The following is a 16,253-nucleotide window of genomic DNA, read 5'->3' on the forward strand; positions in this document are numbered from 1 at the left end:
GTTGTTAAGCAATCAATGTAATCTGTTCCATGGATGCTGATGCCCTACAACACGTTTCGAGGAACGCTCGAGGCAATGAAACGAGAGGACGCAATTCTGACCGGTGCGGTTGACGAATTGTTGAACGAAGCGAAGCTCTCCGCAGACACCATGACGCATCTGGTCGATCTGGTCGGCAAAGAGGATGTTCTGGACCTGATAACAACCGTGGGCTTTTACGCCACGCTGGTCTTCATCGTGAACACGTTCCAAACACCCGTTGCTGTCTAGATTGTGAAAGACCTCACCGATCGCCCGCCCAGGGGTTAGGATCAAGCCGATTGGCAATCTCTTTCGAGAGATCGGTCAGAGGTGGCACCAAGGTACTGATCGCTTCGGTCTTGTCCATTGCGGCACGGGTCCAGATGACCGACACACATCCAACGATACGGTCATCCGACATCACAGGCACTGCAATGGAGGAGGTTTTCGGGCGAAACTCGGGGCCAAATCGGGCGCCAAACCGGTTTTCCCTGACCTCGTTCAGCGTGGTTTCGAGGTGTTGGTCCTGCAAAAAGAGCACGTCTTCCGGATCGTCGATACGGCGCAGATGTCGGATGATGATCTCACGCTCTTCGGGCGGGCAGAATGCAAGATAGCAGCGCCCGGCAGAGGTCCTGAGCATCGGCAGGCGATACCCCGTCATCCCGCCGTCGATAGACAGCGGATTGCGGCTATGGGTCGTTTCCTGAATGACCATGGCGTTGTTTTCATAGACTGTCAGATCCAAGGGCCAGACGATCTGCTCTGAGAACGCGGAAAAAAGCGGTCCCGTGATCTGGCACAGCTCGGATGTCGCACCAAACCCATCCCCGAGAGAGGCTGCAAGACGCGTCACGCGCACACGCGCCGAGGTTGGCGAGAAGGCGACGTAGCCTTCCTGTTCCAGCGTTTCCAACAGGCGGTAAATCGTGGGGCGCGGGATATCGAGCGCGCGTGCGATCTCAGCCGCCTTGCAAGCCCCGGTCTCGTTGACGTAGCGCAGAACGTCCAGCCCGCGCGTCAGAGCGCGGACAGAATGGGCAGCCCTGCTATCTGTGGCGCGTCCGATCGGCATAGCTATACCGTCGCACGCGCGGACCGACCGCGCAATCTCGACACGGTCAGGTTTCTGCCCGCACCGTGTTGCGCAGGACACCAATGCCCGAGATTTCCACCTCGCAGATATCGCCGTCTTTCATAAAGACTGGCGGGTTGCGACGTGCACCAACGCCCCCAGGCGTACCCGAAACGATCACATCGCCAGGCAGCAACGGCAGAATGGTTGAGCAATAGGCGATCAGGCGCGGGACCGACGCGATCAGGAGGTCGGTTGTGGTGTCTTGCATCACCTCTCCGTTCAGCCGGGTCTGCAGACGCAGTTTTGACGGGTCGGGGATTTCGTCGGCTGTTACCATCCAGGGGCCGAACGGGCCTGTATTGGCAAAGGTTTTGCCGGGCATGAACTGGTGTGTGTGTTTCTGCCAATCCCGCACCGATCCATCATTGTAGCAGGCATAGCCGGCGATGACGTTGAGCGCGTCGTCTTCGGAGACCCGGCGGCACTCTTGCCCGATGATCACGGCCAACTCGCCCTCATAGTCAAACTTGTCAGATTCCAGGGGTTTGATCAGCGGCGCATTATGTCCGATCTGGCTGCCCGGAAACCGGGCGAACAGGACCGGGTTTGGTGTTTCCTCGCGCCCTGTCTCAGTGATGTGGTCGTGGTAGTTCAGCCCGACGCAAATGATCTTGTCGGGATTTGGGATGACCGGATCATGCTCCACGGCATCAAAGTCAAAATCTGCAGGTTCCAGAGCAATCTCGGCAAGTTTGTCGATTTCACCCGCAGCAAGGAAATCGCGCAAGGTCGGGGCGCTGGAGCGGCGCCCAAGATCGACAATGCCGTCGTCGGTTACAATACCATAAGAGGACCTGCCATCGGTCCGAAACGAACATAGTTTCATAATTTACGCCTTTTCTGAGTGTCTCTGGTCAGTGCATTGTGTCGGCAAAAGCTTCGGCAAAGCGCGCAGCGCCTCTGCCGTTTCTGCCGACCCAAGGATGTAGCGATCTGGACGGAGCAGAACCGCACCTGTGCCGAAAGCCTGAAGATGCTGCGCCACTTCGGGGGCCTCTTGCGACGTCAGAACCCCCACACCAGCAGGGGGTTCAAACCCCTCCACCAGAGCTTGGTCAGCCAGGATCACCGGCGCGTATCCGAATTTGTCATCCATGCGCGATCCATCAGGCAAGCGTGGCTGGCCAAATTGCTGACCTGCATGCGGTCCTTTGCTGATCCCTGGCCCAAGCGGGGGATAAAGCGATTTCATTTCCACTGTCCCGTCCGATCTTTGAACCGCCGCGCGCAAGGCGCTTTCGCTGTCGGCTGCGTTGATCAACCGGCCGAGCCGAACTGCTGTTTCGATGAATTCCGCCGTGTTCGGGCCACGCTCGGACTGATAGCTGTCCAACAGATCATCGGAGGCACGGCCACTGATGACGTCTGCCAGTTTCCAAGCCAGATTGGCCACGTCGCGAATGCCGGCGCACATGCCTTGCCCCATAAAGGGCGGGGTCTGATGCGCCGCGTCTCCAGCGATCAACAGGCGCCCGCGCCTCCAGTCCTCGGCAATCAGTGAATGGAAGGTATAGACCGCGCTGCGTTCCAGTTCGGCCTCCTCGGGCGTGATCCAGCGCGACAGGAGATCCCAAACCCGCGCCTCATCGGTGATGGCGGTGCTGTCTTCGTCAGGCAAGACCGCGATTTCCCAGCGGCGGCGCAGACCCGGGCTGCGCACATAGGTCGCCGGACGCGAAAGGTTGCAGTATTGGATCGAGTGGTCGCCAAGTTCGGGTTTGTCCTTGTTCAGCAAGACATCGACAACCAACCAGCGTTCGTGAAACCCCAAATCCCGCATCTCGGTTTCGATGAACCGGCGGATCAGGGACCGCGCACCATCGCACCCGATCACATATTGCGCCTCGACATGACGGATCTTGCCCTTTGCCATGTCCTCGTAGCGCAGTGAGACTTGGCTGCCCGTATCTTCGACCATAAACGCGTCGCACCGGTTGCGGATCGTTACGCACTCTCGTTCAGCGAGGCGTTTGCGGAGGATCTTTTCCAGATCCGGCTGATGAAACCGCCAGCTTGGGTGCCATCCCAAAGCGCTTTCTTTTTGCGGACGGGGCCAATCCAGTAACAGCGTCCCTTCGGCATCCACAAACCGCATGCCGGGATTGATCCGCAGCATCGGTACCAGTTCCTCGGCGACGCCGATCCACTGAAACACCCGCATGGTTTCATCGTCGAAATGCACCGCGCGAGGCAGATGATAAGCCGCGGCTTCGCGATCAAGGATCAGCGTCCGCACCCCCAAGGACCCCAGCAAATGGGCCAATGTGGCCCCGACGGGTCCCAGACCAACAATCACGACGTCATAGTGTTCAATGTCTTTTGGATCGGGCATATCTCAGGCCATCTCTTTTGCGATTTCATTGTAGAGCCAGGGGCAATCGATAATCGGCGGCGCGCGGCGCCCCTCTGCGGCGGCTTTCAGGCGCATGTCACGTAGGGTTTTGCGCCCGCCATCCTCGGGGAGATAGAGCCTTTCATGCCCCCAGAAGCTGGGACCGACAGTGGTTTCGTGCGGCTCCCAGCTTGCCGGGTCGATGACCCGGCCGCCCCAGCCATTCTCGACGAAGAACCCCGAGGGGGAATGGGTGTAGTAGGAGGTCATGTAATCGTTGGTATGACGACCCAGCGTGTAGGCCACACGGCCTTCTTCTAGCTGCGCCAGATCGAACCCTTGCCCGACATCATCGAGGTTCTGAAACTCCACCATGAAATGGTGAAAGCCCATCTGCCCCGATCCAACCATGGCAAAGCTGTGATGCCGTCCGTTCACGTGAAAGAAGTAGAGCCCATAGGGCGACAACCCGTAATCCGAAACCTTGAAATCGAGCAGGTCGCGGTAGAACGGCAGCATCACCTCGATATCTCGGACATGCAGCACCGCATGCCCCATACCCAGCGGCCCTGTATGGAACCCGGCGATCGGGCGCCCGGGGACAAATGGATCGGATGCAATCATCGGGTTCCAGACCAGTTCGATGCGGTTTCCCATGGGATCCTCGAACCAGATCAGCGCCTCGACAAAGCGACGATCCGCCAGCGCGTGGCTGCCCTGATGCACCGCAACACCCGCCTGTTCCAGCCGGGCGGCATAGATCTCAAGATCATCTGCAGCGGCCACTTCCCAGCCCATGAAGGCCAGCGTGTCGCCGGGTTCATCAGAGACCAGCAGCCTCTGCATGCGGTCATCCATCCGAAAAGCCAGTGCCGTCGATGCGCGGTCGATCGGCATCATCCCCAGCAGCTTGCCCGCGAAATCGGACCAGTCGGCCAGCTTGTCGGAACGGATCCCAAGATAGCCCAGGGCACATATCGCCATACCATGTCTCCCTTTTGAAAAGGCCGGACCCGCACGCGACGGCGGTTCCAGCCCATTGTGTCAATTGCCGGCGGCAATTTCGCGCGCACGGTTCAAAACCGACTCTGCCGCAGCGCTGTCCTGCCCTGACAACCAGGCATCAGCCGCCCCGGACAGAGCCGACGCCCAAGCTGCCGACGCGGCATCATCAAGATCAATGAATGTGACTTCGCCAGTTGCCCGCATATCGGCTTCGATGGCCGCTTCGGTTGTATCGATCCGCTGCGCGATGGACTCGGCCAGAACCCGACCTGTTTGCGCCTCGAAGACCGCGCGATCCGCCTCCGGCAGCGCATCGTAGGCGGCGCGGTTCATCAGGATCGCCAAGGGGCTTGCTATCAGCCGTGTACCGGTGATGTTTGGCGCGACCTCGTTCAGCCGGAAGGTGCGGTAGGCATCCATCGTCCAGGCCGCACCTGCGACCACGTTGCGCTCCACATTTTCATAGACCTGTGGGGCCGGGATCGGCACACCTGACGCGCCCATCATTTCCAAGACGTTGGCGCCAAAGGCCGAGGGCGATCGCAAGCGCAGGCCAGCCATATCTTCAGGTGCGCTAACCCCATCCTTCGAAAACACCCGATACCCCGGCGTGCTGAACAGGGCCAGCACCTGGAAATCGGCATACTCCTCCGCAAGAGCGCCCTCCTCCAAAAGGGTGTTGAGGATCTCCGTGCCTGTGGCGCTATCGTCGATCAGACCAGGAATTTCTGCGACCGATGTCATCGGGAACAGACCGGCGGTGTAGGTCGGGACCACAAACGCGATGTCCGCCGCACCGGCGCGCACCAGATCTGCCTGCGCCGGAGGCGCGCCCAGGATAGCGCCCGGATACAGCTGCAGCGAGGTCTGATCGGAAAGCTGCGGCGAGATTTCGTCGATCCAAGCCTGCAAGGTTTGCGAGAAGAAACCTTGTTGCGGCTCAAAGCTGGAGACCCTGAGTTCCCGGGCCTCAGCGGCTGCGATGAACAGCGTCAGCGCCGTGGCGGCAACCAATGTTTGACGGAATAGGAATGTCATATGCGTTTCCTCCTGTTTGCAGACATTCAAAGTGCGACCTGTGGCAGCCACAGGGCCAGCATGGGGAAGGCAACGAGCAGGCCGATACGCAGGGCATCGGCCAAGACAAACGGCGTCACACCGCGCCAGAGCGTTGTCATCGGGATGTCAGGATTTGTCGCCTTGAGTACGAAGAGGTTCATGCCAACCGGCGGGGTGATCAGCCCCATCTCGACCACCATCACGGCAAAGATTCCGAACCAGATCAGGTCAATCCCCGCAGCCTGTGCCACCGGCACAAAGAGAGGTACCGTCAGAAGCAGCATGGCCAGACTGTCCATCAGCGTTCCAAGCAGGATGTAAACCAGGCTCATCAACAGGATGACCAGAAGCGGCTGGTCCAGGATGCCCGAGAAGAGTGAGGTCAGCGAGAAAGGCAGCCCGGACAAGGCAAGGAAGAAGTTGAAGATATTGGCCGCAATTAGAACCAGATAGAGCGCCCCGCAGGTGACAGCGGTGTCGATTGCGGCCGCCAGGAAGCCCTTGAACGACAACCTGCGCGACAGGATCCCATAGGTCAGCACGACGGCGACGCCGACGGCAGCGGTCTCGTTGGCGGTGAAATAGCCGGTATAGAGCCCACCCATGATCAACCCAAAGACGCCGACGGGTGGGGCAAGCTCTTTGAGCGCGCCCATGCGCTCCTCGGGGCTGGCGCGGTCGCGGCGTGGGGCATCGGACCATCCCAACCGGATCGGAAGCCAGACCGCCAAAGCGTAGAGGAGGACAGCGAGGATGATGGGTCCGGCCGTTGCCAACAGAAGCTGCCGGATCGATTGTTCGGCAAGGAAAGCGTAGATCACGAGGATCGTCGAAGGCGGGATGAGAATGCCGAGTGTCCCGCCCGCAGCAATCGTTCCCGACGAAAGGCTGTCCGAGTAACCACCGGTACGCATCTCCGGCAGCGCGATCCGACCCATTGTAGCTGTGGTTGCCAGGGACGACCCAGAGATCATTCCGAACCCGGCCGAGGCACCGATGGTGGCCAGAGCCAGCCCACCCCGGCGGTGGCCGATCAACGCGCGCATGGCAGAGTAAAGCCGCGATGACAGTTGGCTATGCGCCGCAAGATTTCCCATCAGTACAAAGAGCGGCAGCATCGTCAGCGTGTAATTGGTGAGCGAATCCCATGTCGTGGTCGCACCAACCACGAGCGTCGCGTCCAAGCCCAGGATCAGGGCGCAGCCTATGAGACCGACGAGCCCCATGGCCACCGCAACCGGAACCTCGACAAGGATCAGGAAGATGGCTGCGGCAAACCCAAGGCCTCCGAGGAGTAATCCGTCAGCCATTGGTGCGGTCCCGAAAGAGAACCTGATAAACACGCGCCAGCGCGGCAAAACACGCGGCGCCAAAGGTCAAAAAGGCGATCACCAATAACACATCCATCCTGATTTGCAGATCAGAGGTGGTTTCAGGTCCTCCCAGTTTGCCCGAGGCAAAATTGCCGATAAGAGCAGCCATGATCGCAGCAAAAACCAAAGCAAAAACTGCGCCAATCACGCTGAGGGGACGCCGGAACAGGGTCGGGCGAAGTTCGCTGAGCAGCCGTGCCGTGACATGGGTGTCATTCAGGTAGCAGACCGGCATCGACAAGGCGGCCCCCAACCCGATCCACAGCGTCGTCATCTCGATCACACCCGGCAGATTGCGATCTGCAACTGCGCGCAACACCACATCAATGACCGTGACACCTGCTCCGAACAGAAAACACGCGGCGGCCAGAATTAGCGACACCTTTGCCCATGGCCCAAGCGTCATTCGCGAGATCCTGAAAAGTGGACTCCCTGACGGGAATGATGCGGCATGTCGGCTCCTCCCCAGGCTATGCTGACAGCGTCGGAACTGGGTAAAAGCAAATCCGAGGAGCAGGTAGCATCGTTGACGGCGCTGTCCACCAGGTGGACAAGTGGTGGCCTCTTCAGAGTTGCTCTATTGGATGCGCATTGGCCCGGGCCTATGCGAACTTGAGCAGGCGGATCGCATCGAAAGGCACAGATGCTAGTCCCAATCTGTGTGAGCTGCGCCGCTGGCTCAGGCTGTACTGCCGCGCTCAGCAGCATCAAGCCCTTGGCATTTAGGGAGCAATGTCACCGTTGCGACAAAGGTCGGGAATGTGCCCAATGTGTCGAATGCTACGCGATGAACAAACGACAACTATCGACCTCAGCGCCTTAGTCTCTTGGCCAGCAAGCCCATCAACAACACGGCGATTATGAGGAAACCGGCACCTCCTATCCAAGCGATAGGCAGCGAGTAGCTTTCCGCAAGGCCGCCAACGGCTATCAGACCAATGGCTGCGCCTAGCTGCTGCACGAGAGAGCGTAGTGATAGCATTGTAGAACGCTGATGGTTCTCGACACACGAATGAAGAATGCTACTGGCTGGCGTTTCCGTAGAGCCAAGGACAACAGAAAAAAGAATGAACACGCCAACGAATCCGATAATGCCGCCCTGAAACGCCAATGCGATTTGGAGGGCTGACAGACACGCAGACGCTACGCAAAGCGAGACAGCATTTTGGCGTTTGAACATCCGATTGATGCGGGGAGACAGCGCCACACCAAACGCGATTGAGAAAAAATACGCTGCCGTCAGGACACCAATTGTAGTGTTGGCGTAGCCTTCGTCCAGCATTCCCTTAACGTGGGTAGGCCAGAACACTTCGACCGGGTTCGTTGCCATAAGAATCAGCGCCAAGGCAAGCAGAAGCATCGACAGTGTGGGATGTTTTAGGGCAAGGAGACCGGCTTCCTTTATCACCGCAGGTACGCTCGTGAAGCCTTGCCTGAGGGCCTTAGGGTTCAGCGGGCGTGGCTCTTCCCTGATGGCGACAAGAGTAAAGAAAAACAACAGAGTCATCATGATCAGGCTTGCGACATAGGAAGTATCATAAACGCTGAACCCAAGGTGGACCGCGACATCACCAAAGGCGTCAGGCAACAGGCCCCCGCAAATTGCACCGAAAGCCAGTCCCATGGCGTTCGCCCATTGGGCTTTGGCAAGCGCAGGTTGAATGTCAACGTTCGGGGCCATGACCTTGAAGTTCTCAACGAACCATGCGTCGAGCGTTCCCGAGCGCAAAGCGCGTCCGAAACCAATGAACGCGAATGAAAGAGCCAAAACATAGAAATTGCTGGACGACAGAAAGATAACCAGAGAGATCAGGCTGGCCACGACCGCTGACAGGAAGACGGGCTTGCGCCCGATGTTGTCGGCTAGCCCGCCGAATGGCAGTTCCATCGCCATGGTCGTGACTGAATAAACGCCAAACAGTAGCGAAATCTGGAACAGGTCCATATCACGGTCGATCAAAGCCAGTGCCACGACGGCCACCGTCAAACCCATCGCAAAGCGGTCCAGAAACTGCTGTATCTGAAAAACTCGAATGTGCCGTTGAGCGACGCGGGTCAGTTGGTGGAAGGAAAATTCGATGTCAGCAGGCATGATCACCATCATTGCAATTGGGGCCTCGAACGCAAAGAGTGATCAGCCCCACTTGAGTGTTAGTGCATGATCGGCGTTTGGTCCATCTGCAGGATGGTTTCCGGGGCTGGTGGGCGGTAGCCCACAGCACTATGGGGACGTTTCGTGTTGCAGTGTTTCCTCCATTCTTCGATCAGGATTTGCGCCTCGCGCAGGCTGTAGAAGATTTCGCCGTTCAGGAAGTCCTTTTTGCACGAATCAGGTCGCGAGCACACTTCCCCCTTTCCCACCTACCGCAAACGGCAGATTGCAAATCTTCATAACACGTAGTATACTACCTAAATGCGATATCAAGATGGTGGAGGAGGACGAACAGTGACTAAGCTTTGGCACGGCATTGTCCAATTGTGCAAATGGATGGCGGGGCCTCCGGAAGCCTGCGACGAATGCAAAGCAACCGGCAGAACATTCAACTCAAACTGCAAGTCCTGTGAAGAAGAGCAACGACGCCGGATCTCCGAAGGCTTGCATCGCCTGTCGTACCATTGAGGCGGTAACCATTATGATCGACATTCAAGCCGTCGCTTCCGCAGCTCAATCGGCGCTTGTGCCTTTTTTGGATCTTGGGGAGGAAGATGGTCACAGCATTCCAACCAAAGTGGACGTGATTGAAGTGGGAGTTGGCGGACTCTCCGTCGTAGTCAGTGACCTTCCTCACACCATTGATGACGTTGCGAAGGTGGAAGCAGCCATCTTGAAGCAAATCGAGCTGCGCACCGGTCTGAAAAAAGTGAACGTCGCATTGTCTCGCTCATCGCCTCGGGATCACGCCGCGGCAAAGAAAACCGGGCCGTTGGTTTTGGCCGTTGGGTCGGGAAAAGGCGGAGTAGGCAAGTCCACGTTGTCGACCGGATTGACACTGGCGCTAAAAGATCTGGGCCTTCGCGTAGGCCTGTTGGATGCCGACATTTACGGCCCTTCCGTGCCCAAGATGCTGGGTGCCGAAGAAGACAGGACTCAATTCGAAAACTCACAGTTGAAACCAGTGGTGGTTGATGACCTCCCAACGCTGTCGATCGGTTACATGATCGATCCTGAGACAGCGGTCATGTGGCGTGGCCCAATGCTTGTTAGAGCACTCAAAAAGATGTTGCTGGAAACAGATTGGGGTGACATTGAAGTTCTTATTGTTGATCTCCCTCCTGGCACTGGCGATGTCCAGTTAACCCTGGCGCAGAATGCCCAATTGGCCGGAGCCGTTGTCGTCTCGACGCCTCAAGACATAGCATTGGCGGATGCCAGGAAGGCAATTTCGCTCTTCAATCGAATAGACGTTCCTATTCTTGGCATCGTAGAAAACATGAGCGGTTTCGAGTGCCCCCACTGTGGTAAAAAATCAGATATCTTTGGGCGTGGCGGCGCTAAAAAAGAGGCACAGAAGCACTCGGTCCCTTTCCTGGGATCAATCCCGCTCGACCCAGCACTGATGGCAGCCGCGGACTCCGGGGCGATGAATTCCGGCTGTATTTCGGGGCGGCCAGGCGACGCGCCGTTCACAGCAGTGGCGCGCAATCTACTGAGCGAAATATTCATCCGCAAGGAGATCCACCCACAGTGACCGATTGTTCGCAAACGAGACAGTTAATTCGTGCGGGAACGCATACTGGTTCGACCGCAGGCCTCTGTCCGGGATACCTTCAGGCGAATGTTGTTATCCTTCCGGCCGACTTTGCTGAACCCTTTGCAGAATTCTGCTTCTTAAATCCTAAACCTTGCCCTCTTCTCGCCATGGGCGGCAGAGGCGAGCCAATGCTCTCGGAAGCTGGATCAAGCATAGACATCCGAACGGATGTTGCTGGGTACTACGTCTATCGTGATGGTGAGTTTGAAACAGAAGAGACGTCGATTTCCGACTACTGGAGCGACGACATGGTAGCCTTCGCGCTAGGATGCTCCCACAGTTTCGAAAATGCTCTGGCCTCGGCTGGAATTGGTATGCGTCACATACAGTACAAGTCAACTGTGCCCATGTTTCAGACCAATGTAGAAACAATTCCAAACGAGGTCTTTGGAGGGAAGTTGGTCGTGAGCATGCGCCCTATCCCGACCGAACAGATTGACCTTGCCGTGCAAATTTCATCCCGCTTTCCGCATTCTCATGGGGCGCCTGTTCATATAGGAAATCCGGGAGAGCTGGGAATTGATGACATCTCGGTTCCCAATTGGGGAGACCCTGTGCGTATTGAAGCGGACGAAACCCCGGTGTTTTGGGCGTGTGGGGTGACGTCACACGTGGCGGTTCGCACAGCGAAACCTCCGATTGCCATCACGCACCGTCCCGGCTCGATGTTGATCACAGAACTAGCAGAAGACAGCGATCTCGTCGTTCCTGGGCTGGGTTAGAATCCAGCGGGACTGCTTCAAATTGTGGACTCACTCAAATAAAGTAGTATACTACTTACATTCACCGTGACCTACAAACGGTGTACAGACCAACAAGGAGAGCAACCATGACGGTAGCTAAGAAGTTCAAGTGTCTGATTGGCGCAACTGCGCTTGCCGCCGTAGCCATGACGGTTTCCGCGCATGCCGAAGACTACCCAGAAACAGAGATCAACTATGTCGGAACTTGGGGCAATTTGTCCCTGTTCAAGAAGGTTGAAAACCCGTTCTGGAGCCAGGAACTCAGCGAAGCGTCAGGCGGGGCCATAACGGTCAATGTGCAGCCGTTCACCGAAATGGGTCTAAAGGGTGATGAAATCCTGAGACTGTTGAGAAATGGCGTCTTGGAAATCAGTGCTACTTTGCTGAGCTACGTGGGTGGAGAAATCCCCGAAGCTGAGGCAGTGGATTTGGCTGGCATCACGCGGGGCATTGATCAGGCGCATGCTGTTTCCGATGCGTACAAACCGGTACTGGAGCAGGTTTTCGAAGAACAGTACGGCGTAAAGCTGTTAGCAATTATCCCCTATCACGCACAGATTGCCTATTGCAGACAGCCGATCGCAAGTATTGAAGATTTCGCTGGTTTGAAAGTCCGGGCGTCCGGTCGATCTCAGGGCGACATGATCGAAGCATTGGGTGGGACCGCCGTCGGAATGGCCTTCGGAGAGGTTGTCCCGGCCCTGGAGAAAGGTGTTGTTGATTGTGCCATCACCGGCGCTCTGAGCGGCAACCTGGCCAAGTGGCATCAAGCAAGCAGCCATCTTTATCCTTTGCCGATCAGCTGGGCGATCACCTTTGTCGCGGCGAATAAGGACTTTTGGGACGGTTTAGATCCTTCGGTTCGAGACCTCATGACCACCGAGCTTGCTGCGTGGGAGGATCGAGCCTGGGAGTCTGGGAGATCCGAAACAAATGATGGCGTATCGTGTAACACCGGCGGCGACTGTGTAGACGGAAATGTTGCAGCGATGACGCTCATTCCTGTTCAGGATGATGACTACGAGAAGATCAGAGCGATCATGAACGAAGTCGTCGTCCCGAGATGGGCCGAGCGTTGCGGATCAGACTGCGCCGCCGCCTGGAACGAAACAGCCGGGGAAGTGTTAGATTTGACGGCACCAGTCAAATAAAGACTTCACTCATGGAGGTTCTAGACAAAGCTCTCAGGCTGAGCGAGGCGGTTTCCCGCCTCGCTATCTGGATCGGAGGCATAAGCGTACTTGCCGTTACGTTCCTGATCAGCGCGGAAGTCCTGCTGCGAAAATTTTTCAGGATCTCTACCGGGGGTGCGGATGAGTTGTCGGGATACGCGTTGGCCATCTGTTTTTCATGGGCTCTGAGTTTCACTGTATTGAGACGCGCGCATGTTAGGATTGACGCGCTATACACGCGCCTTCCGGCCAAAGCTCGCCCGTACTTGGACTGTCTGAGTATCCTCAGCCTCACAGTGTTCGCAGTTGTCCTGACTTATTTTTGTTTTCAGGTCGTCCTGGATACGATTGAGCTCGACGCCCGATCTAACACAACACTGGGCACACCGCTCTGGATCCCGCAACTGTTGTGGTTGTTAGGCCTGTTGTTGTTCTCGTCCACCTGCACGCTTCTCTCTCTGCTGTCGATTTCAGCCTTGATAAGGGGCGACAGGGTGAAAGTTCACGCTTTGGTTGGCAGTCGAACCACCGACGAAGAGCTTGCAGCAGAAACCTCGATCTCTTCTCTGCCGTCGAAGGAACACTAATGCTCAAGGTTTCGCTGATCCTTCTAATTGTGCTGGTTGCACTTTCTCTGCCCGTTGCCGCGGCACTGGGTATCCTCGGGCTCATTCTGGACTGGGTTTATGCCTTTCTACCACTCTACAAAGGAATGGGAGAAATTGCCTGGTCTTCTTCGACCGAATTTTTGCTGGTCGCGATCCCCTTATTCATTCTGATGGGTGAGTTGCTGTTGCGCTCTGGCATTGCTGCTTCGGTCTATCAATCGGTCTCTACGTGGCTTTCGTGGCTTCCGGGTGGCCTAATGCATTCAAACATTGGCGCTTGTGCGTCATTTGCCGCGATTTCCGGGTCTACAGTGGCAACAGCCGCAACCATCGGAACAGTCGCAATTCCCCAAATGGATGAGAAGAAGTACAATCGACGTCTGTTTCTGGGGACACTCGCCTCGGGTGGAACCCTGGGGATTTTGATCCCACCTTCCATCAATATCATCATCTACGGTGCGCTGACCGACACCTCGATCCCAGAGCTCTACTTGGCGGGGATTGTGCCAGGTGTGTTGCTGGCGATGCTGTTCGGAGCAACCGTGCTGATTGCCTGTCTCTACAAACCGGGCATGGGAGGCACAAAAATCTCCTACAACTGGCGCGATCGCTTCAGGACGCTGCCCGACCTTATCCCGCCAGCCCTGATCTTCGTGATCGTCATCGGATCAATCTATTCCGGATTTGCAACACCGACCGAATCCGCCGCCCTTGGCGTCCTGAGTTCTCTGATCCTGGCAGCCTCGCGTCGACGGTTGAGTTGGCAGGTCTTAAGGGAGTCTCTGGAAGGGGCGATGCAAACAACCGCCATGATCATGTTGATCATCGTTGCTGCGTTTTTCCTGAACCTCGTTCTTGCCTCAATGGGGTTACCCCAGACAGTAGGCCAGTTTGTATCCGATCTGGACTACCCGCCTGCGGTGGCGCTGTTGATGATTATCCTGCTGTATCTGGTGCTGGGGCTGTTTCTGGAAACGCTGACTCTGATGATCACCACCATTCCGATTGTGGCACCGGTTGTGTTCTCGCTGGGATACGACCCGGTCTGGTTCGGGATTTTGCTGATGTTGTTGATAGAAACCGCACTGATCACGCCGCCCGTAGGGCTCAACCTCTATGTTATTCAGGGTGTCAGGGGCAGCGGGAAGGTTGATGACGTCATACTGGGTGCGCTCCCATTCGTTGCGGCGCTTCTGGTCATGATGGGCATTCTGATGGCTTTCCCACAGATTGCCTTGTTCTTGCCCGCCCAATTCTACTGACCATAGGAAAGCCGACATCCCATGAAGCCCCTTCTGTTGGCCTTTGTCGCCTCTCTCGGCAATGCGATCTTCATTTACTGCCAGCGTGCGTCACCCCCCGCGCACAATCAGTTTCTGTTTTCGGCTGGGACACTGGCATCAGCCCTGGCCTGGTGCAGCATCGCCGCCTATGCGATGCGGACAGAATTCGACCATGCATTCATCGGAGTGGCTTGGCCGTATATGGTGTTGAGTGGGCTTGGCGTCTTCATCACCTTCATCGGGTTCTATCTGCTCCACACCCAATTTGGAGCCTCTCAATACTCGCTTGTGGCCGTATCGTCCATTTTCACGGTCTCGATCTTTGTTGGGGTCGTGTTATTCCGCGAGAGCTTCAATTGGATTCAGGTTCTGGCAACCTTCATGGCGGTTGGGGCGATTGTATTGTTCGCAATTGGCCGCGGTTTGAACACTTAGCCGGCAACTTCACCCTCACGCAGACACGAAACATGCAAACGACAAAAAAAGCCCCGGCGAAGGATCACCGGGGCAGTTCAAGGGGAGTGTTATTCCTTATTCAAAGGCGCTTGCGGGATAGAACTTTTCGCTAACCCACTCGCCACCTTCAGCCTTCTGAATGGTGTAGGCACCGGCTACGGTGCCGCTGGGATCGAACACTAGGGGACCGGACGCACCTTCATAATTGATGTCCTTGCCTTCAGCCAACGCCGCTTTGCCTTCGGCAAATGACGAAACCGTCTCGCCGCCTTCGGCAACATCACGAATGACAGAGTTGATGCCTTCGCCGGAACACACCCCGCTGGCTTCCAATGACAAAGCAACCAGATTGATCATGTCGAACGAGTTGGCAGCAAACGGCCCTGGATCCCCACCGGCCTTCTCCTGATGCAGAGCTTCGAATGCCTTATACTCAGGCAGTGAATTATCGGCGTCGGCGAATTCGACATAGGCGCGGCCATTCAAAAGGTCGGCTCCGGCTGCATCGAAGATTTCGGGCACTGCCAGGTCAGCTGTAAACAACCATTCACCTTCAAAGCCGCCTGATGTGGCTTCTTTGATCACGGTAACACCCGATTCCTGACCCCCGGCCAAATAGATAGCGTCAGGTTCATTGGCCAGAACCGAAATCAGTTCGGCCTGATAAGACGGTTGCCCGGGGTTGTAGATAATGAAATCGGTCAGTTCGATACCCGCCTCTTCCAAGGTTGTCCGGGCAACTTGAGCAGGTGAAATGGTCGATTCCTCGTTTTGGACCAGGAAGGCCACGCTTTTGTAGCCTTTGTCCTTCAGCCACAGGCCCGAGGCCGCCCCGTCACCCAGATCCGATGAAACGGTGCGATACACGTAGTCGCCACCGAGTTCATTCAGAGTGATCGTGCCCGCATAGGGGGACATCGTTACCGTCTTGGTCCGTTTCGCCAAATCAACCAGCGCCACCATGACCCCGGATGTCGGGCCAAGGATCGCAACCGCATTTTCCGATTCAATCATCTTTGATGCTTCGCGAATGCCAACTTCGGGGTTGCCGCCCGTATCGGCAACGACCAATCGAATACTTCCGCAGCTTGTACCACCCGCCGCATTGATCTCGTTCGCACCCAGTTCGACACCGCCAGCCACAATTTTCCCGAACTCGCCAAGTTCACCGGTCAGCGGAACCAGTACTCCGACGGTGACCTCTCCTGCAGCGGCAACCATGGACGTGGCGACCAGTGCAGTCGATGCGATTAGCCCTTTGAGGAGCATACTACGTTTTGGCTTAAGTTTCATGTTCACCTCCATGTTGTG

16 protein-coding genes and 1 pseudogene are annotated in these 16,253 nt (G+C 56.7%); 7 read left to right on the top strand and 10 right to left on the bottom strand.

Translation table 11 applies throughout. From position 1 onward, the window contains the following. Nucleotides 1–75 precede the first annotated feature (75 nt). On the top strand, nucleotides 76–270 hold the full coding sequence (locus tag ACR3E0_RS16535; protein ID WP_480479943.1) for a hypothetical protein: 195 nt from the start codon (nucleotides 76–78) through the stop codon (nucleotides 268–270). 13 nt (nucleotides 271–283) lie between these two features. Here the strand turns inward: ACR3E0_RS16535 and ACR3E0_RS16540 are convergent, their stop codons facing one another. The 9 genes and pseudogenes from ACR3E0_RS16540 to ACR3E0_RS16580 all read right to left on the bottom strand — a co-directional run. Continuing rightward, nucleotides 284–1,096, bottom strand: a complete 813-nt coding sequence (locus ACR3E0_RS16540; protein WP_480479944.1) for a DNA-binding transcriptional regulator — start codon at nucleotides 1,094–1,096, stop codon at nucleotides 284–286. A gap of 46 nt (nucleotides 1,097–1,142) precedes the next feature. Continuing rightward, entirely contained in the window at nucleotides 1,143–1,985 is an 843-nt protein-coding gene (locus tag ACR3E0_RS16545; RefSeq protein ID WP_480479945.1) for a fumarylacetoacetate hydrolase family protein, read from the bottom strand. A gap of 3 nt (nucleotides 1,986–1,988) precedes the next feature. Next, nucleotides 1,989–3,491, bottom strand: a complete 1,503-nt coding sequence (gene mhpA / locus ACR3E0_RS16550; RefSeq protein WP_480479946.1) for a bifunctional 3-(3-hydroxy-phenyl)propionate/3-hydroxycinnamic acid hydroxylase MhpA — start codon at nucleotides 3,489–3,491, stop codon at nucleotides 1,989–1,991. 3 nt (nucleotides 3,492–3,494) lie between these two features. Next, the gene (locus ACR3E0_RS16555) at nucleotides 3,495–4,475 is read right to left on the bottom strand and encodes a VOC family protein (protein ID WP_480479947.1); all 981 of its coding nucleotides are present in this window, start codon (nucleotides 4,473–4,475) and stop codon (nucleotides 3,495–3,497) included. Between the two features lie 60 nt (nucleotides 4,476–4,535). After that, nucleotides 4,536–5,534 (bottom strand): TRAP transporter substrate-binding protein, encoded by a 999-nt coding sequence (locus ACR3E0_RS16560; protein ID WP_480479948.1) that lies wholly within the window; start codon nucleotides 5,532–5,534, stop codon nucleotides 4,536–4,538. A gap of 26 nt (nucleotides 5,535–5,560) precedes the next feature. Beyond that, nucleotides 5,561–6,865, bottom strand: coding sequence for a TRAP transporter large permease (locus tag ACR3E0_RS16565; protein ID WP_480479949.1), 1,305 nt, complete (start codon nucleotides 6,863–6,865; stop codon nucleotides 5,561–5,563). Further along, nucleotides 6,858–7,334: a TRAP transporter small permease gene (locus ACR3E0_RS16570; protein WP_480479950.1), complete on the bottom strand. Its 477-nt coding sequence runs from the start codon at nucleotides 7,332–7,334 to the stop codon at nucleotides 6,858–6,860. Before ACR3E0_RS16570 ends, ACR3E0_RS16565 begins: the two co-directional genes overlap by 8 nt. A gap of 405 nt (nucleotides 7,335–7,739) precedes the next feature. Further along, nucleotides 7,740–9,020 (bottom strand): MFS transporter, encoded by a 1,281-nt coding sequence (locus ACR3E0_RS16575; RefSeq protein WP_480479951.1) that lies wholly within the window; start codon nucleotides 9,018–9,020, stop codon nucleotides 7,740–7,742. Between the two features lie 95 nt (nucleotides 9,021–9,115). Further along, nucleotides 9,116–9,241: pseudogene (locus ACR3E0_RS16580) on the bottom strand (integrase core domain-containing protein); the annotation flags it as partial. A 320-nt stretch (nucleotides 9,242–9,561) separates the two neighbouring features. On the opposite strand from ACR3E0_RS16580, the gene ACR3E0_RS16585 reads away from it, so the two are divergent. From ACR3E0_RS16585 to ACR3E0_RS16610, 6 genes are all read left to right on the top strand, one after another. Continuing rightward, entirely contained in the window at nucleotides 9,562–10,617 is a 1,056-nt protein-coding gene (locus tag ACR3E0_RS16585) for an Mrp/NBP35 family ATP-binding protein (RefSeq protein ID WP_480479952.1), read from the top strand. After that, nucleotides 10,614–11,402 (top strand): putative hydro-lyase, encoded by a 789-nt coding sequence (locus ACR3E0_RS16590; RefSeq protein WP_480479953.1) that lies wholly within the window; start codon nucleotides 10,614–10,616, stop codon nucleotides 11,400–11,402. The genes ACR3E0_RS16585 and ACR3E0_RS16590 overlap by 4 nt, the downstream gene beginning before the upstream one ends. A gap of 80 nt (nucleotides 11,403–11,482) precedes the next feature. Next, entirely contained in the window at nucleotides 11,483–12,574 is a 1,092-nt protein-coding gene (locus tag ACR3E0_RS16595; protein WP_480479954.1) for a TRAP transporter substrate-binding protein, read from the top strand. An 11-nt stretch (nucleotides 12,575–12,585) separates the two neighbouring features. Further along, nucleotides 12,586–13,182, top strand: a complete 597-nt coding sequence (locus ACR3E0_RS16600) for a TRAP transporter small permease subunit (RefSeq protein WP_480479955.1) — start codon at nucleotides 12,586–12,588, stop codon at nucleotides 13,180–13,182. Continuing rightward, nucleotides 13,182–14,465: a TRAP transporter large permease gene (locus ACR3E0_RS16605; RefSeq protein WP_480479956.1), complete on the top strand. Its 1,284-nt coding sequence runs from the start codon at nucleotides 13,182–13,184 to the stop codon at nucleotides 14,463–14,465. The genes ACR3E0_RS16600 and ACR3E0_RS16605 overlap by 1 nt, the downstream gene beginning before the upstream one ends. 21 nt (nucleotides 14,466–14,486) lie before the next feature. Beyond that, complete coding sequence (locus ACR3E0_RS16610) at nucleotides 14,487–14,921, top strand: hypothetical protein (protein ID WP_480479957.1); 435 nt, start codon at nucleotides 14,487–14,489, stop codon at nucleotides 14,919–14,921. A gap of 96 nt (nucleotides 14,922–15,017) precedes the next feature. Here the strand turns inward: ACR3E0_RS16610 and ACR3E0_RS16615 are convergent, their stop codons facing one another. Continuing rightward, on the bottom strand, nucleotides 15,018–16,235 hold the full coding sequence (locus ACR3E0_RS16615; RefSeq protein ID WP_480479958.1) for an ABC transporter substrate-binding protein: 1,218 nt from the start codon (nucleotides 16,233–16,235) through the stop codon (nucleotides 15,018–15,020). Nucleotides 16,236–16,253: the final 18 nt, after the last annotated feature.

Source organism: Ruegeria sp. AJ12 (assembly GCF_056536245.1).

What these genes read in the sequence shown, in the direction of transcription:
- ACR3E0_RS16575 (WP_480479951.1), bottom strand. Translation starts at nt 9,020, where the DNA reads ATGCCTGCTGACATCGAATTTTCCTTCCACCAACTGACCCGCGTCGCT.
- ACR3E0_RS16570 (WP_480479950.1), bottom strand. Translation starts at nt 7,334, where the DNA reads ATGACGCTTGGGCCATGGGCAAAGGTGTCGCTAATTCTGGCCGCCGCG.
- ACR3E0_RS16600 (WP_480479955.1), top strand. Translation starts at nt 12,586, where the DNA reads ATGGAGGTTCTAGACAAAGCTCTCAGGCTGAGCGAGGCGGTTTCCCGC.
- ACR3E0_RS16560 (WP_480479948.1), bottom strand. Translation starts at nt 5,534, where the DNA reads ATGACATTCCTATTCCGTCAAACATTGGTTGCCGCCACGGCGCTGACG.
- ACR3E0_RS16605 (WP_480479956.1), top strand. Translation starts at nt 13,182, where the DNA reads ATGCTCAAGGTTTCGCTGATCCTTCTAATTGTGCTGGTTGCACTTTCT.
- ACR3E0_RS16535 (WP_480479943.1), top strand. Translation starts at nt 76, where the DNA reads ATGAAACGAGAGGACGCAATTCTGACCGGTGCGGTTGACGAATTGTTG.
- ACR3E0_RS16555 (WP_480479947.1), bottom strand. Translation starts at nt 4,475, where the DNA reads ATGGCGATATGTGCCCTGGGCTATCTTGGGATCCGTTCCGACAAGCTG.
- ACR3E0_RS16540 (WP_480479944.1), bottom strand. Translation starts at nt 1,096, where the DNA reads ATGCCGATCGGACGCGCCACAGATAGCAGGGCTGCCCATTCTGTCCGC.
- ACR3E0_RS16565 (WP_480479949.1), bottom strand. Translation starts at nt 6,865, where the DNA reads ATGGCTGACGGATTACTCCTCGGAGGCCTTGGGTTTGCCGCAGCCATC.
- ACR3E0_RS16615 (WP_480479958.1), bottom strand. Translation starts at nt 16,235, where the DNA reads ATGAAACTTAAGCCAAAACGTAGTATGCTCCTCAAAGGGCTAATCGCA.
- ACR3E0_RS16545 (WP_480479945.1), bottom strand. Translation starts at nt 1,985, where the DNA reads ATGAAACTATGTTCGTTTCGGACCGATGGCAGGTCCTCTTATGGTATT.
- ACR3E0_RS16585 (WP_480479952.1), top strand. Translation starts at nt 9,562, where the DNA reads ATGATCGACATTCAAGCCGTCGCTTCCGCAGCTCAATCGGCGCTTGTG.
- mhpA (WP_480479946.1), bottom strand. Translation starts at nt 3,491, where the DNA reads ATGCCCGATCCAAAAGACATTGAACACTATGACGTCGTGATTGTTGGT.
- ACR3E0_RS16610 (WP_480479957.1), top strand. Translation starts at nt 14,487, where the DNA reads ATGAAGCCCCTTCTGTTGGCCTTTGTCGCCTCTCTCGGCAATGCGATC.